This is a genomic window from Sphingomonas desiccabilis (assembly GCF_004135605.1).
Taxonomy (GTDB): Bacteria; Pseudomonadota; Alphaproteobacteria; order Sphingomonadales; family Sphingomonadaceae; genus Sphingomonas; species Sphingomonas desiccabilis.
Map to the genome: position 1 here is coordinate 212,234 of NZ_SDPT01000001.1, position 16,057 is coordinate 228,290.

Here is a 16,057-nt window from a genome sequence, read left to right on the forward strand (position 1 = left end):
GCCTAGAGGCAGGCCTCCAGCAGCGCCTGGTCGAAGCCGTACTGCTTGGCCTTGTCGAGCGTGTAGGGGCGCAGGCCCATGGAGCGATACTCGCCGATGATCTTGCCGTCGGCGGATTCGTCCAGATACTCGAACTTGAACAGCTCCTGCGTGACGATCACCGGGCCTTCCATGCCGATCACCTCGGTGATGTTGGTGACGCGGCGGGAGCCGTCGCGCAGGCGCTTCACCTGGACGATCAGGTCGACCGAGTCGGCGATCTGGCGGCTGATCGCTTCCTTGGGCACCTTGATGTCCGACATCATCACCATGTTCTCCATACGCGCCAGGCATTCGCGCGGGGAGTTGGAGTGGAGCGTCGCCATCGAGCCGTCGTGGCCGGTGTTCATGGCGGCGAGCAGGTCGAAACACTCGGCGCCGCGGATTTCGCCCAGGATGATGCGATCCGGGCGCATACGCAGCGCGTTCTTCACCAGGTCGCGGATCGTGATCTCGCCCTGACCCTCCAGGTTGGGCGGGCGCGTTTCCAGCGGCAGCCAGTGCGGCTGCTGCAGGCGAAGCTCGGCCGCGTCCTCGATTGTCAGCACGCGCTCGCCCGGGTCGATCATCTTCGAGAGCGCATTGAGCATCGTCGTCTTGCCCGAGCCGGTGCCGCCCGAGATGACGATGTTGAACCGGCTGGCGCCCGCGATCTTGAGCGCGGTCGCCATCTTGGGGCTCATCGAGCCGAAGCCCGCCATCATGTCGAGGGTGATCGGCTTGGCGGAGAACTTACGGATCGAGATCGCCGTGCCCTTGAGGCTGAGCGGCGGCACGATCACGTTGACGCGGCTGCCGTCCTTCAGGCGCGCATCGGCGAGCGGCGTGGTCTGGTCGACGCGGCGGCCGACCGAGTTGCAGATGCGCTGGGCGATCTGGAACAGATGCTCCTCGTCGCGGAAGGCGATGTTGGCGAGCTCCAGCTTGCCCTTGCGCTCGACGAACGTCTGGTCCGGGCCGTTGACCATGATGTCGCTGATCGCCGGGTCGGCGAGCAGCTCCTCGAGCGGCCCCAGGCCGAGCAGTTCGTCGACCAGCACCTTTTCGAGCGCGAACTGCTCGCGCCGGTTGAGGGTGAGCTTCAGCTCGGCGAGCACCTCGCCGATGATCGGGCGGAATTCCTCGGCCAGTTCGTCCTTGCTGAGCGTCGCGGCCGCTTCCGGGTCGACGCGCTCAAGCAGGCGCGGGAGCACCTGCTCCTTGATGCGGTGGATCGAGCTTTCGAAGCCCTCGACCCGGCTGTTGCCGGCCTCGCCGGACGCGGCCTGGCGGTCGGCCAGGCGCTGCATGGCGTCGGCATGGACGCTCGGCATGTCGATGGGCGGCGCGGCGAGCGGGGTCGATTCGCTGCCGGGCAGGGGGATGTCGGCGATGGGCGGGAACTGGCCGGCGCCATCGGTGTCGGCCGGACGCGCCAAGGTGCTTTCCCCCTGCATGGGGCGGGCGACACCGAACTGCGGGCGCCCGGCAGGGGCGCCGAGATGATTGCGTCGTCCGAATGCACTCACTTGCTACGTCCTCAACCTCGGGGATTACCCGGTATCGTCGGGGTAACGCGCAAGCTTTGACAATTGCCTAATGTTGGTTCGAACGCGCGGCCCGAAACGAAACCGGCCCGCCGCGCCGCCGGAAGCACCGGGGCAGGGCGGGCCGCTATCGGACCTTCGGGAGGCGATCGATCAGCCGGCGCGCTCGGCCAGCACGGTCAGGCCGCGGTCGTTGACCTCGGCGAAGCCGCCGTGGATCGCCAGCGTCTCTGGCTCGCCGCCTGCGGTGCGGAAGATCTGGAGCGCACCCTCGCGGATCGTCGACATGAAGGGGGCATGCCCCTCCAGCACGCCGAAGTCGCCTTCGGTGCCGGGCACCACCACCATGTGGACCTCCTCCGAGCGGACGAGCTTTTCGGGGGTGACGAGTTCGAAGTGCAGCATCTTTTCATCCTCTGCCCCTCCCGGTCAGGGGAGGGGTGGGTTTGTCTTACGCGTCCTGCGCCATCTTCGCGGCCTTGGCGACCACGTCGTCGATGCCGCCGACCATGTAGAAGGCCGCTTCCGGCAGGTGGTCGTACTCGCCGTTCACGACCGCCTTGAACGAGCGGATCGTGTCCTCGATCTGCACGAACGCGCCCGGGATGCCGGTGAACACCTCCGCGACGTGGAACGGCTGCGACAGGAAGCGCTGGATCTTGCGGGCGCGGGCGACCGTCAGCTTATCCTCTTCCGACAGCTCGTCCATGCCCAGGATCGCGATGATGTCCTGCAGCGACTTGTACTTCTGCAGGATCGCCTGGACGGCGCGGGCGGTCTCGTAATGCTCCTGGCCGACGACGCGCGGCTCGAGCACGCGGCTGGTCGAGTCCAGCGGATCCACCGCCGGATAGATGCCGAGCTCCGAGATCGCGCGGTTGAGCACGGTGGTCGCGTCGAGGTGGGCGAACGAGGTCGCCGGTGCCGGGTCGGTAAGATCGTCCGCGGGGACGTACACGGCCTGCACCGAGGTGATCGAGCCCTTGTTGGTCGAGGTGATGCGCTCCTGGAGGGCGCCCATGTCGGTCGACAGGGTCGGCTGGTAGCCCACCGCCGACGGGATGCGGCCCAGCAGTGCCGACACTTCCGCGCCCGCCTGGGTGAAGCGGAAGATGTTGTCGACGAAGAACAGCACGTCCTGGCCTTCCTGGTCGCGGAAATATTCCGCGATGGTCAAGCCGGAGAGCGCAACGCGTGCACGGGCGCCCGGCGGCTCGTTCATCTGGCCATAGACCAGGGCAACCTTCGAACCCTCGGACGTCGGGTTGCCGTCCGCGTCCTTGGCGATGACGCCCGCGTCCAGGAACTCGTGGTAGAGATCGTTGCCCTCGCGGGTGCGCTCGCCGACGCCCGCGAACACCGAGGTGCCGCCATGGCCCTTGGCGATGTTGTTGATCAATTCCTGGATGAGCACGGTCTTGCCGACGCCGGCGCCGCCGAACAGGCCGATCTTGCCGCCCTTCGCATACGGCGCGAGCAGGTCGATGACCTTGATGCCGGTGACCAGGATCGCGCTCTCGGTCGACTGCTCGACGAACTCGGGCGCCTTGGCGTGAATGGGCGCGGTGACTTCGGCGTTGACCGGGCCACGCTCGTCGATCGGCTCGCCGATGACGTTGAGGATGCGGCCGAGCGTCTTGGGGCCGACCGGCACGCGGATCTGCGAGCCGGTGTCGGTCACGGTCTGGCCGCGGGTCAGGCCATCGGTCGCGTCCATGGCGATCGTGCGGACGGTGTTCTCACCCAGGTGCTGGGCGACTTCCAGCACCAGGCGGTTGCCGTTGTTGTCCGTCTCCAGTGCGGAGAGGATCGCCGGCAGCGCGCCGTCGAAGCTCACGTCGACGACCGCGCCGATCACCTGGCTGATGCGGCCGACGTTGTTGGTGGTCGCCACGGGGGCGAAAGTCTCTGCGGCGGTTGCCATCGTCTGCTTCCTTGCCTTCGGAACTTAGAGCGCTTCCGCGCCGGAAATGATTTCCACCAGCTCGGTCGTGATCGCGGCCTGGCGGGTGCGGTTGTACTGAATGGTAAGGCGATTGATCAGGTCGCCCGCGTTGCGCGTGGCGTTGTCCATCGCCGTCATCTTGGAGCCCTGCTCCGACGCGGCATTCTCGCGCATCGCGCGGAAGAGCTGCACCGCGACGTTGGAGGGGAGCAGGTCGGCGAGGATCTGCTCCTCGTCCGGCTCATACTCGACCACCGCATCAGCGGCGCCCGTCGCTTCGGGCGCGGCCGGGATCGCCACGGGGATCAGCTGCTGCTCGGTCGGCTCCTGCGTCAGCACCGTCTTGAAGGTGGCGTAGAACAGGTGCGCGACGTCGAACTCGCCGGCCTCGTAGCGGGCGATCAGGTCGTCGGCATAGCCGCGCGCGTCCGCAAAGCCGAGCTTGCCGAGGTCGCCCGGCTCGATCGCGTGGACGAAGCCCTCGCGGAACTGGCGGGCCAGCACCGCACGGCCCTTGCGGCCGATGGTGTAGAACTTGACCGTCTTGCCCTGGGCCTGGAGCTCCAGCGCGCGGCGGCGGGCGAGGCGGGCGATGTTGCTGTTGAACGCGCCGGCCAGCCCCTTGTCGGAGGTGGCGACGACGAACAGGTGCACCTGGTCGCGGCCGGTGCCGGCGAGCAGCTTGGGGCTCCCCTCACCGATCGCGACGCGCGAGGCGAGGCTCGACACCACCGCCTCGAGCCGCTCGGCATAGGGGCGGCCGGCCTCCGCCGCGTCCTGCGCGCGGCGCAGCTTGGCGGCGGCGACCATCTTCATCGCCTTGGTGATCTTCTGGGTCGATTTGACCGAGTTGATCCGGACCTTGAGTGCCTTGAGAGAGGCCATTTAGTTCGTCACTTCCCCAAACCGTCATGCTGAACTTGTTTCAGCATCCATCTCTCCAATCGCATTGCCGCAGCTTGGGGCACGATGGACCCTGAAACAAGTTCAGGGTGACGGGTGTGTCTGTTGTGCCGTCCGTCGTTACGCGAACGTCTTGGCGAAGCTGTCGAGCGCTGCCTTCAGGCCCGACTTCGCCTCGTCGCCCAGATCCTTGGTGTCGCGGATCTTGGCGAGGACGCCCGGATGGTTGGCGCGCAGGTCCGACAGCATCGCCTGCTCGAAGCGGACGACGTCGCCGACCGGCACGGTGTCCAGATAACCCTGGGTGCCGGCGAAGATCGACGCGACCTGCTCCTCGAACGGCATTGGCGAGAACTGGGCCTGCTTGAGCAGCTCCGTCAGGCGCGCGCCGCGGTTGAGCAGCTTCTGGGTCGATGCGTCGAGGTCCGAGCCGAACTGCGCGAACGCGGCCATCTCGCGATACTGCGCCAGCTCCAGCTTGATCGAGCCGGCGACCTTCTTCATCGCCTTGGTCTGCGCGGCCGAGCCGACGCGGCTGACCGACAGGCCGACGTTGATCGCCGGGCGGATGCCCGCGAAGAACAGGTCGGTTTCGAGGAAGATCTGGCCGTCGGTGATCGAGATCACGTTGGTCGGGATGTAGGCCGACACGTCGCCGGCCTGCGTCTCGATGATCGGCAGCGCGGTCAGCGAACCGCCGCCCATTGCGTCCGACATCTTGGCCGCGCGCTCGAGCAGGCGGCTGTGCAGGTAGAACACGTCGCCCGGATAGGCCTCGCGGCCCGGCGGACGGCGCAGCAGCAGCGACATCTGACGATAGGCGACCGCCTGCTTCGACAGATCGTCGAACACGATCAGCGCGTGCATGCCGTTGTCGCGGAAATACTCGCCCATCGCGGCGCCCGTGTAGGGGGCCAGGAACTGGAGCGGGGCCGGCTCGGACGCGGTCGCGGCGATCACGATGGAATATTCCATCGCGCCATTCTCTTCGAGCGTGCGGACGAGCTGCGCGACGGTCGAGCGCTTCTGGCCCACCGCGACATAGACGCAGTAGAGCTTCTTCGACTCGTCGTCGCCGGCGTTGACGCCCTTCTGGTTGATGAAGGTGTCGATCGCGACGGCCGACTTGCCGGTCTGACGGTCGCCGATGATCAGCTCGCGCTGGCCACGGCCGACGGGAACGAGCGCGTCGATGGCCTTGAGGCCCGACTGCATCGGCTCGCTGACCGACTGGCGCGGGATGATGCCCGGTGCCTTCACTTCCACGCGGCTGCGCTTCTCGGCGACGATCGGGCCCTTGCCGTCGATCGGGTTGCCGAGGCCGTCGACCACGCGGCCGAGCAGGCCCTTGCCGACGGGCACGTCCACGATGGTGCCGGTGCGCTTGACGGTGTCGCCCTCGCGGATCTCGGCGTCCGAGCCGAAGATCACGACGCCGACGTTGTCGGCCTCGAGATTGAGGGCCATGCCCTGGATGCCGTTGGCGAACTCGACCATTTCACCCGCCTGGACGTTGTCCAGGCCGTAGATGCGCGCGATGCCGTCGCCGACCGACAGCACGGTGCCGGTCTCGGAGACCTGGGCCTCGGTGCCGAACGACGCGATCTGGTCGCGAATGACCTTGGAGATTTCTGCGGCGCGGATATCCATGTTCAGCCTTTCATCGCGTGCGCGAGAGTGTTCAGACGGGTCTTGATCGAGCTGTCGATCATCAGGCTGCCGATCTTCACGACCAGCCCGCCCAGAAGCGAGGGGTCGACCTTCAGGTCGACGGAGACGTCGCGGCCGACGCGGGCACGAAGCTGCTGCTTCAGCTGGTCGACCTGATCGTCGGTAAGCGTGTGGGCGGAGGCGACCTCTGCGGTCACCTCGCCACGATGGTTTGCCGCCAGCGCCCGGAACGCGCGGATCACCGCGGGCAGCTCCTTCAGGCGGCGGTTCTGGGCGAGCACGCCCAGGAAGCGCTTGGTCGTGGGATCGACGCCGATCGAATCCGCCACCGCCTCGATCGCCTTGGTCGCGGCGTCGCGCGCCACCAGCGGGCTCGCGACCAGCGCGCGGAATTCGTCCGATTCGTTCAGCGCCTGACGCACACCGCCCAGGCTCTGTTCGACCGTCGCGATCGACTGGTCGTCGCGCGCCAGTTCGAAGAGCGCGGTCGCATAGCGGCCTGCCAGGCTCGCCTGGATGCCACCGCTTATATTGCCGCCGGAAGTCTCCACGCGATCCCTATCCCAACTTGTCCAAGAAGGCGCTTATGCCAGGGGAACAGGGCAGTGCCGGATAAACGCCCCCCTGAATGGCTGGCGCGCGGTTAGCAAAGGGGGGCTCGGGATGCAAGTCACGCGCCCGTTTCCGTTGCGCGGATGCCCAAAGAAACGGCAGCGGTGGACCGATCCGGCCCCGCCTGACAAGAAAAGCGTGCGGGGCGCTCCCTATCCAGAGGAAATGACAGATGAATGGCAGCATGATCCGGATGACGATGGCGGACGGCGCCGAGATCGGGGTCTATCACGCCGAGCCGCAGGGCGAGCGGCGCGGCGGGCTGGTGCTGGTGCAGGAGATCTTCGGTATCACCGACCATATCCGCGACCTGTGCGACGGCTTTGCCGCGGACGGCTACGAGGTGCTGGCACCCGCGCTGTTCGATCGCGAGGCGCCGGGCTTAGAGGCGGACTACGGCGGCGAGGGGCTGCAGCGCGGCATCGAGCTGTCGCGCGACATCCATCCGATCGAGGCTTCGGTCGCCGACGTGCAGGTGTGCGTCGACGCGCTGAAGGCGAAGGGGCCGGTGTTCGCGGTCGGCTATTGCTATGGCGGGTCGGTCGCCTGGCTCGCGGCGGCGCGGGTCGAGGGGCTAGCGGCGGTGTCGAGCTATTACGGGCGCCTGGTGCCCGACTCGAAGGAAGCGCCCAAGGTGCCGACGATCGCCCACTTCGGCCGCCACGACCATGGCATCCCGATCGAGGGCGTCGAGGCGCTGACCGCGGCCGAGCCGGAGAACGCGACGATCTACATCTATGACGCCGGCCACGGCTTCAACTCCGACCGGCGCGACGATTATTCCCCGGAGGCGGCCAAGCTCGCCCGAGAGCGCACGCTGGAGCTGTTTCGCGCCAACGGCGGGTAACTCAGGCGGAGGTCCCGTCCAGTTCCAGCGTCATGCAGCAGCTGAACGGGTCCTCGCGATAGTCGGCGAACGGCGGGCAGCAGGTGAAGCCGTGCCGTTCGTAGAGCCGGCGCGCCGGCGCGAAGCCCTCGGGCGTCCCGGTCTCCAGGCTCACCCGGCCATAGCCGCGCTCGCGTGCGATGCGGAGGAGGTGGCCGAGCATCGCGGCACCCACGCCGCGGTTGCGGGCTTCGTCGACGGTGCGCATCGACTTGATCTCGCCATGGCCGGCGTCGAGTTCGCGCAGCGCGCCGACGCCGAGCAGCTGCCCATCTGCGTCCCGCGCGGAGAAGAAGGTGACGTCCGCTCGCCGCAGCCCCTCCAGGGGCAGGGCGTGGACGGAGCCGGGGGGCGACTGCGCATGCATGCCGGCGAGATGGGCCGCGAGCAGCGCCTGGACATCCGCGGAGCCGAGCTCGCCTGCGTGGAAGCGGATGCCGTCCTCAGCGCTGGGCACGGGCGGGCCTTGCGACGGCGTACATCTCGCGGGCGATCTGCTTGGTGAGGGCGGAGCGGTCGCCTTCCGCCTCATAGAGGTTGCCGTGGTCCTTGCCGGGCACGAAGCGGAAGGTGGAGCGGGCGCCCAGCCCGTCGAGCACCGCCTTCAGCCGGCGGGCGGGGCCGTCGAGATAGAAGGTGTCGGCGGTGCCCACCGTCATGTGGATCTTGCCGTCCAGGTCCGGCTTCAGCGTCTGCCAGTCGCGCGCGACGATGTGCGCGACGTCATAATGGTCGCGCCAATAGGCGACGACCTGCTTGTCGATCGCGCCGGTCGCGCGGTCGAACACCGGCAGCGGCCGCCCGTCCGCGCCCTTGGGCGAGAACACCCACTCGAAGCTTGCGAACTGGCCGCCATAGGGGCCGAGCACCTGCTCCAGCCGCCCGAACTGGCGCAGCGTGGCGACGACCTTGCCGTCCTTGCGCACCAGCGGCCGGTCCTTGCCGTCGGCACCGGCGTAGAAATTGGCGTCGTCGTAGAGGTTCACGTTGGTGAAGTCGTGGAAGTCGGCCGGGTCCGGCGCGGTGGGCCAGCTGCCGCCGAACGTCTTTGGGTATGCGACCTGCAGCCACAATGTCGACCAGCCGCCCGAGCTGTGGCCGGTCAGGAAGCGGCCGCTGGGGCGCGCGTCCATCCAGTAGCGCTGCTCAAGTGCCGGGATCACCTCCTCGACCAGCGCCCGGCCGACGGGGCCGTTGTTCACCGAATCGGCGAACTCGTGGGTGCCGGTGGCGATATGGTGGTCGAGATAGACCCAGATCATCGGCGGCGCGTCGCCCTTGGCCATCATCGCCGTCATGCTCGCCGCACTCATCCGCGCCGAGCCGAGCGTGCTGCCGAAGCCGCCGTCCGAATAGACGGTGGGGTAGGTCGTCTTGCCCTCGGCATAGCCGGGCGGCAGCGCCACCCACCCGTTGATGGTGGTCGGCCGGCCCCAGAAGCGGGTGAGGAGCGCGCTGTGCACCTCGACCGGCTCGACCCTGGCGAGCGCCGCCTCCAGCGGCTTGCGGCGTTCGGCCGGCAGGCGCTGGAGCATCGCGGTGTCGTCGGCGGCGGGCTCGACATGGTCGAGCAGCAGCGTCGGCACCGGGCCGGGCAGCGTCACCGTCACCACCTGGGACAAGAGGTCCCCGGCATCCCGGCCGCTGTAATTGTAGCTATGGTCGCGATCGAGCAGCGCCTGCACCCGATAGGTGCCCGGCGGCAGGGTGGAGAAGGCGGCGGGATAGGCGTCGGTGCCGGTGTCCACCAGCGCCGGGGTGCCGGGGCGGAGGTCGCTCACCTCGCGCGCCGCGACATAGGTGGCGTTGGGGGAGAAGGGGGAGACGTCGATCGCCTCCTCGGACTTGGCGCCCGGCTCCGCCGCCGTGGCGAACACCAGCAGCCGGCCGGCGTTGGTGGTGCCCAAGGAGGGTGCTGCGGCGACGGGGATCGCGAGCGGGGGCGCATCCTGTGCGGGAAGCGCGACGCTCGCGAGGAGCAGCGTGGTCGTGAGCGTCAGGTTGCGCAGCATCAGTTCGTCCCCCGTGCCGGATGGCATTGATAGACCAGGCGCTCGTTGGGCAGCGGCGGCAGCGCGCCGCGGATCGCCGCCTGCTGCGTCGCCAGGTTGGCGCGGCCCGCGCTCTCGCCGGCGCACTGCTTCAGCGCGACGCCCTCGCGCAGCCGCCGCGCCTCTGCCATGCGATCGGCGCCCAGCATGTAGCGGGTGTTGATGTAGGTGCCGGTCGCCGGCTCGTAGCGGAGCACCGAAACCGTCTGCTCGTCGTCGGGGACCAGGATGCGCTCCCAGCCGCTGTTCGGCGCCTCGGCATATTGGGTGCGGCCGTTCATGCACCCGTTCGCCTGCCAGTCCATCGCCACCTCGGGCGTGGCGGAGACGGTGACGCGGCTGCGCTCCGGCACCAGCGTGCACAGGAGCTTGCCGGTCATGCCCGCGGTCGCCCCCGCGGGCGTGCTCGCCTCCGGCACCGAATCCGGATCGAAGGACGGGCGCACCAGGAACAGCACCACCGCACCCAGCAGCAGCACGCCGCCGCCGGCGCCCGCCCAGATCGCCTCGCGCCGCTTGCCGCGCGTCGCCATCAGCCCCGCGCCCCCGGCCGCGAGCCCCGCCAGCACGAGCAGCAGCGCGGCGCCGGCCATGAAGTTCTCGCGCGTGGCCTCGTTGCGCTCGCGCGCGCTTTCGATCGCGAGCGCACGGGCGGCGGCGGCCCGCTCGGCGGCAGTGCGGGCGCGGGCGGCGTCCTGCTGCGCGGCATCGGCGGCGGCGGCGCGGTCCTGCGCCAGCAGTTCCTCCATGCTGATGCAGTTGGTGCCCACCAGCGTCGCCTGCTGCCCCGCCTCGCGCAGGAAGCCGGCGAGCTCGCTGCCGGCGATGGCGAAGCCGAAGCTCGCATCGCCGTCGTCGCCCCGGGTGAGCGCCGAGTTGACGCCCAGCACGCGGCCGCAGCGGTCGAGCAGCGGGCCACCCGAATTGCCGCGCGCGATGCTGGCGGTGTGGAGCAGGACGCCGGTGGTGCCGAGGCGGCGCAGGCCGGAGAACACGCCCTCAGACCGCACCGGCGACTGTGGCAGGATATAGTCGGAGGCGGACTGCGCGGTCGCGAGGTCGACGTTGCCCGGATAGCCCAGCGCGACCGTCGCCTCGCCCTCGCCGATCGGGCCGTTGTAGAGCGCGAGCGGCGGCAGCTTCAGCCCCTGCACCTCGATCAGCGCGAGGTCGCGTTCCTGATCGAGCGCGATCAGCCGGCCCTGGTAGGACTTGTCGCCCTCCGACGGCACGACGCCGATCACGACATTGCCCTCGTAACGGCCGGCGAGCTCGACCACGTGCGCGTTGGTGACGATCCGGTCGGGGCCGACCGCGAAGCCGCTGCCGTGGCCGAAGCCGACGACCTCATCGTCGACCACCGCGATGGTGACGACGCGGACCACCCCCCGGCCGGCGGCGGAAATATCGTCGGCCTGCGCAGGGACCGCCCACGCGACCAGAAATCCCAGCATCAACAGCAGTCGCGCCACGCGGCCTTGCCCCCAGAAGAAACCGGCGCCTGTTTCGGTCAAAGCGCGGCAGGGTTCAAGCGGGGTGGTAGCGGCGTTGTCAGGCGGCGCTGCTGCCCGTCGCATTCTCCCACCGTCATCCTGACGAAGGTCAGGATCCATTGCCGCTCCGCGCATGAGGCGCAGGGCGGTTGCCTCCGCCCTTGAGGGGCTTGCCGCGCGTCTCCCCACGCATGTTGCGCGAATGGATCCTGACTTTCGTCAGGATGACGAAGGAGGAAGAAGGGGCGGGGAGCCCCTACAGGAAGTTGTAGGGATCGACGTCCACCGCGACCCGCACCTTGCCCGACCACTCGACGCTCCCCAGCCAGTCGCGGATCACGTCCTGCACGTCCAGCTGGCGGCGGGCATGGACCAGCAGGCGGAAGCGGTGGCGGCCGCGCAGCATCGCGAGCGGGGCGGGGGCGGGGCCGAAGACGTGCATCCCCTCCACCTCGGGCGCGGCGCGGCCGATGCGGCGGGCGGCGTCGCTGGCGGCGTCCTTGTCCTCCGACGAGACGATGATCGCGGCGTAGCGGCCGAACGGCGGCACCTCGGCTTCCTGCCGCGCCTCGGTCTCGGCGGCGTAGAAGCTCTCGGCATCGCCCGACACCAGCGCGCGCATCACCGCCGCGTCGGGCGCCGTCGTCTGGATGAAGACGTGCCCCGGCTTCTCGCCGCGCCCCGCGCGCCCCGCCACCTGCATGATCTGCTGGAATGTCCGCTCGGCCGCGCGCAGGTCGCCGCCGGCGAGCCCGAGGTCGGCGTCGATCACGCCTACCAGCGTCAGGTTCGGGAAGTGATAGCCCTTGGTCACCAGCTGGGTGCCGACCACCAGGTCGATCTCGCCGGCCTCCATGCGGTTGACGAACTCGGCGGCCTTGGCGGGGGACCAGAGCGTGTCGGAGGTGACGATGGCGATGCGGGCGTCGGGGAACAGCGCCGCCGCCTCGTCGGCGATGCGCTCGACGCCTGGGCCGCAGGCGACCAGCGCATCTTCCGCGTCGCACTCCGGGCACTTGCGCGGGGTCGGGATCATGTGGCCGCAATGGTGGCAGGACAGGCGGTGGATCAGCCGGTGCTCGACCATCCAGGCGGTGCAGTTCGGGCACTGGAAGCGATGCCCGCACGACCGGCACAGCGTCAGCGGCGCATAGCCGCGGCGGTTGAGGAACAGGAGCGCCTGCTCGCCGCGGGTCAGCGTTTCGTCGATGGCGTTGACCAGCTTGGGCGCGATCCAGCGGCCGCGGATCGGCGGCTCGGCGATCAGGTCGATCGGCTCGATGGCCGGCAGCTGCGCCTTGCCGTAGCGGCCGGGAAGCTTGAGCTCGGTATAGCGGCCGAGTGCGACCTGGTGCCGCGTCTCGATCGCCGGCGTCGCGGAGGCGAGCACCACCGGGCAGCGTTCGAACAGCCCGCGCATCACCGCCACGTCGCGCGCGTGGTAGTGGACGCCTTCCTCCTGCTTGAAGCTGGTCTCGTGCGCCTCGTCGACGACGATCAGGCCGAGATTGGCATAGGGCAGGAACAGCGCCGAGCGTGCGCCGACCGTCACCAGCGCCTGGCCGGTGGCGATCGCCCGCCACGCGCGGCGGCGCTGGGTGGAGCGCAGGTCCGAATGCCACGCCACCGGCTCGCAGCCGAAGCGGGCGTGGAAGCGCTTGAGGAACGGCTCGGTCAGCGCGATCTCGGGCAGCAGCACCAGGCTCTGCTTGCCCACGGCGATGGCGGCGGCGATCGCCTCGAAATACACCTCGGTCTTGCCCGATCCGGTGACGCCGTCGAGCAGGAAGGGCCGGAATGGCTGGGTCTCGACCGCATCGCACAGCACGCCCGCGACTTCGGCCTGCTGTTCGGACAGCACCGGCACGCCATGGGCGGGGTCGGGGATCGGATAGGGGGCGTCGATGTCGACGCTCACCGCCTCGATCGCGCCGGCCTTCACCAGCCCGCGCACCACCGCCTCCGACACGTCGGCCATGGTCGCGAGCTCGCGCACCAGCCCCTGGCGGTCGCCGATCCGCTCGAGCGCCTGCTCGCGCTGCGGGGTCAGCCGGTCGGGGACGTGCCCGGTGGCGCGGTATTCGGTGGCGAGCTTCGCCCCCTCCAGCGCGGAGGTGGAGGACAGCGCCATGCGCAGCACCGAGGCCGGGGCGGCGAGATAATAGTCGGCGGTCCACTCGACCAGCCGGCGCAAGGGGGCCGGGATCGGCGGCGCGTCCACCACGCCCAGCAGCGGGCGCAGGCGATTGTCGCCCACCTCCTCGCAGGGCAGCCGTTCCGGCTCCCATACAACGCCCAGCAGCTGGCGGGGGCCGAGCGGGGCGATCACGATCGAGCCCGGCTCGGCCGTCATGCCGTGCGGCACGCGATAGTCGAGGGGGCCGAGGGCGGCGTTGAGGACAAGGACACGGACGCGGGAGGAAGTCATGGGCGGGCCCTAGATAGGGACGCCGGTGCCGATTGGGAATCGCCCGTGCGTCAGCCGGCCGGCTGGTCGCTGCTCCGGCGGCCGAAGGTGCGATAGCCGCGGGCGGAGCCGCGCCGCTCGCGCTTGGCCTCGTAGAGCGCCTTGTCGGCGCAATGGATGAAGCCGCGCGCGGATTCGGGGCAGTCCTCGAACCGGGCATAGCCGATGGTGGCGGAGATCGGCAGGACGCCGGCCGCGGTAGTCACGGGCTGGCGAAGCCGCTCCAGCAGCTGTTCGGCCGCGCCCGGCAGGTCCGCATAGAGGACCGGGTCGGTCACGATCAGCGCGAACTCGTCGCCGCCGAGCCGCGCGGCAAGGCTGTCGCCCAGCACCGGATCGCGCAGGCGCGCGCCGACCGCGCGCAGCATGTCGTCACCGACGATGTGGCCATGGGTGTCGTTGATCCCCTTGAACTCGTCCAGGTCGATCAGCATGAGCGCAAAGGGCGCCGGGGTGCTGCGCGCGCGCTCGATCGCTTCGGACAGCGCGCGGTTGAACGCACTCCGATTCGCGATGTCGGTAAGAAAGTCGGTGTCGGCGGAGCGGCGGAGCTTTTCCTCCAGCAGCCAATGCTCGGTGATGTCCTGCATCACCCCGCTGACGCCGGTGGCGCGCCCCTCCTCGAACTCGACGTGCGCGATCGAGCGCACGCGCCGGTGGTTGCCCTTGGCGGTGACGAAATCCAGTTCCAGCGTGAACGGCTCGCCCGTTTGCGAGGTCTTCTCGACCAAGGCAGCCAGGTCCGGCCGGCTGATGCCGCTGAAGAAGCCGATCGCCTCGTCCACGGAGAGGGCGGTGGTCGGCGGCAGCTCGTAGATGCGGTACATGCCTTCCGACCACAGGGTCTCGTCGGTTTCGAGCGAGAACCACCAGGAGCCGATGCGGGCGAGGCGTTCCGCCTGCCGGAAGGTCAGGTCCTGCCGCCGCAGCTGCTGGCTCTGTTCCGCGGCGGTGCGGGCGATCGCGACGGCGCCTGCGGTGGCGACCTCTGCCTCGATGATCTTTCCGAGGATGTCGCCCAGCTGGCGCAGGACGGCGAGGGCGCCCGGTGGAAGGGAGCGCGGGGTCACGTCCATGACGCACAGGGTGCCGACCGCCTCCGTCACCTGCCGCACGCGATCGGTGACGTGCAGCGGCACGCCGGCGTAGAAGCGGACCGGATCGGCCGCGGTCACCACCGCAAGGCTGCGGAAGCGCGGGTCGGTGGCGGCGTCGTCCACCACCAGCGGGGCATCGCTGCCGACCGTCACGTCGCAGAACGCCTCGGCGCGGGGCAGCGGCTGTTTCGGCATGCCATAGCCTGCCTTTACCCAGAAGCGGTCGCCCTCGATCAGGTTCACCGCGGCGATGGGCGCGGCGATCAGTTCCCGGGCGACCTTCGCGACCATCTCGAAGGCGGCGTCCGGCGATGCGGCAAGCAGCGTCTGGAGCTCCGCCGGCGACATCGCGATTTGCTGCGCAGCATTGTACAAACGCTCCGGCATTCGCCACGGCTAGCGCGGCGGAGTTGATTTTCCGTAACTTTTCTTGGGGGTTGGCAGGTGGAAGCGGAGCAAGAGACGGGGGCCGGGCCGCTGCCGCTGCGCTACGGCCGCCACCTGGCGCGCGACCGCCGCCGCTCCGCGCATACGGTGCGTGCCTATCAAGCCACGGCCGAGCGGCTGCTGGCGTTCCTGCGCGGCCATCTGGGCGGGCCGGTCGGCGAGGCGGAGCTGAAGGCGCTCTCCGCGACCGACCTGCGCGCGTTCCTGGCGCATCGCCGAAGCGAGGGGCTGGGCAACGCATCGGCGGCGCGCGAGCTGTCGGCGGTGCGCGGCTTTCTCGCCTATGTGGGCGGGGAGGGCGCGTCGCTGCCACGGGTGAAGGGCCCGCGCGTGAAGAAGGGCGTGCCGCGCCCGATCTCGCCCGACGAGGCGATCGCCCTGGCCGAGGACGTGTCGGAGGACGCGGCCGAGCCCTGGATCGCGGCGCGCGACTGGGCGGTGCTGCTGCTGCTGTACGGCGCGGGCCTGCGCATCGGCGAGGCGCTGGGCCTGACCGGCGCGGTGCTGCCGCTGGGGGAGGCGATCGCGGTGACCGGCAAGCGTGCCAAGACGCGGATGGTGCCGCTGCTGCCGCCGGTGCGCGAGGCGATCGAGGCCTATGTGCGGCTCAATCCCTGGGGCACCGCGCGCGATGCCGAGCTGTTCCGCGGCGCCAAGGGTGGGCCGCTGGCGGCCGGCGTGGTGCGCCGATCGGTGCGGGCGGCGCGGGTGCGGCTGGGGCTGGGCGACCGCACCACTCCGCACGCGCTGCGGCACAGCTTCGCCACCCACCTGCTCGGCCGGGGGGCGGACCTGCGCGCGCTGCAGGAGCTGCTGGGGCACGCGAGTCTCAGTTCGACGCAGGTGTATACAGCGGTGGATGCCGCGCATCTGCTCGACGTCTATCGCAACGCCCACCCGCGGGCGTGATCGCGGGCGTT

13 protein-coding genes are annotated in these 16,057 nt (G+C 69.7%); 2 read left to right on the forward strand and 11 right to left on the reverse strand.

Features of this window, described 5'->3' with window-relative positions:
• Window positions 1-2: 2 nt before the first annotated feature.
• From EO081_RS00935 to EO081_RS00960, 6 genes are all read right to left on the reverse strand, one after another.
• A complete protein-coding gene (locus EO081_RS00935) occupies window positions 3-1,547 on the reverse strand; it encodes a TadA family conjugal transfer-associated ATPase (RefSeq protein WP_183947799.1) in 1,545 nt (514 codons plus the stop codon).
• A gap of 171 nt (window positions 1,548-1,718) precedes the next feature.
• Window positions 1,719-1,970: an ATP synthase F1 subunit epsilon gene (locus EO081_RS00940; protein ID WP_125961575.1), complete on the reverse strand. Its 252-nt coding sequence runs from the start codon at window positions 1,968-1,970 to the stop codon at window positions 1,719-1,721.
• A 46-nt stretch (window positions 1,971-2,016) separates the two neighbouring features.
• Complete coding sequence (gene atpD / locus EO081_RS00945) at window positions 2,017-3,489, reverse strand: F0F1 ATP synthase subunit beta (protein ID WP_129340096.1); 1,473 nt, start codon at window positions 3,487-3,489, stop codon at window positions 2,017-2,019.
• Between the two features lie 24 nt (window positions 3,490-3,513).
• Window positions 3,514-4,395, reverse strand: a complete 882-nt coding sequence (locus EO081_RS00950) for a F0F1 ATP synthase subunit gamma (protein WP_129340097.1) — start codon at window positions 4,393-4,395, stop codon at window positions 3,514-3,516.
• Window positions 4,396-4,533: 138 nt separating this feature from the next.
• Window positions 4,534-6,063, reverse strand: a complete 1,530-nt coding sequence (atpA, locus tag EO081_RS00955; RefSeq protein ID WP_129340098.1) for a F0F1 ATP synthase subunit alpha — start codon at window positions 6,061-6,063, stop codon at window positions 4,534-4,536.
• 2 nt (window positions 6,064-6,065) lie between these two features.
• Window positions 6,066-6,614, reverse strand: coding sequence for a F0F1 ATP synthase subunit delta (locus EO081_RS00960; RefSeq protein WP_129341374.1), 549 nt, complete (start codon window positions 6,612-6,614; stop codon window positions 6,066-6,068).
• Window positions 6,615-6,868: 254 nt separating this feature from the next.
• On the opposite strand from EO081_RS00960, the gene EO081_RS00965 reads away from it, so the two are divergent.
• Complete coding sequence (locus EO081_RS00965; RefSeq protein ID WP_129340099.1) at window positions 6,869-7,543, forward strand: dienelactone hydrolase family protein; 675 nt, start codon at window positions 6,869-6,871, stop codon at window positions 7,541-7,543.
• Between the two features lies 1 nt (window position 7,544).
• Here EO081_RS00965 and EO081_RS00970 read toward each other — a convergent pair whose 3' ends face one another.
• From EO081_RS00970 to EO081_RS00990, 5 genes are all read right to left on the reverse strand, one after another.
• Window positions 7,545-8,039 (reverse strand): GNAT family N-acetyltransferase, encoded by a 495-nt coding sequence (locus EO081_RS00970; RefSeq protein ID WP_240697493.1) that lies wholly within the window; start codon window positions 8,037-8,039, stop codon window positions 7,545-7,547.
• The gene (locus EO081_RS00975; protein ID WP_129340101.1) at window positions 8,026-9,594 is read right to left on the reverse strand and encodes an alpha/beta hydrolase; all 1,569 of its coding nucleotides are present in this window, start codon (window positions 9,592-9,594) and stop codon (window positions 8,026-8,028) included. Before EO081_RS00975 ends, EO081_RS00970 begins: the two co-directional genes overlap by 14 nt.
• Window positions 9,594-11,087, reverse strand: a complete 1,494-nt coding sequence (locus EO081_RS00980; protein ID WP_183947862.1) for a S1C family serine protease — start codon at window positions 11,085-11,087, stop codon at window positions 9,594-9,596. The genes EO081_RS00975 and EO081_RS00980 overlap by 1 nt, the downstream gene beginning before the upstream one ends.
• Window positions 11,088-11,382: 295 nt before the next feature.
• Entirely contained in the window at window positions 11,383-13,554 is a 2,172-nt protein-coding gene (locus tag EO081_RS00985; RefSeq protein WP_129340103.1) for a primosomal protein N', read from the reverse strand.
• A 50-nt stretch (window positions 13,555-13,604) separates the two neighbouring features.
• Window positions 13,605-15,077, reverse strand: coding sequence for a diguanylate cyclase domain-containing protein (locus EO081_RS00990; RefSeq protein ID WP_129340104.1), 1,473 nt, complete (start codon window positions 15,075-15,077; stop codon window positions 13,605-13,607).
• Between the two features lie 57 nt (window positions 15,078-15,134).
• Here EO081_RS00990 and EO081_RS00995 point away from each other — a divergent pair, with 57 nt between their 5' ends.
• On the forward strand, window positions 15,135-16,046 hold the full coding sequence (locus EO081_RS00995; RefSeq protein WP_240697494.1) for a tyrosine recombinase XerC: 912 nt from the start codon (window positions 15,135-15,137) through the stop codon (window positions 16,044-16,046).
• Window positions 16,047-16,057: the final 11 nt, after the last annotated feature.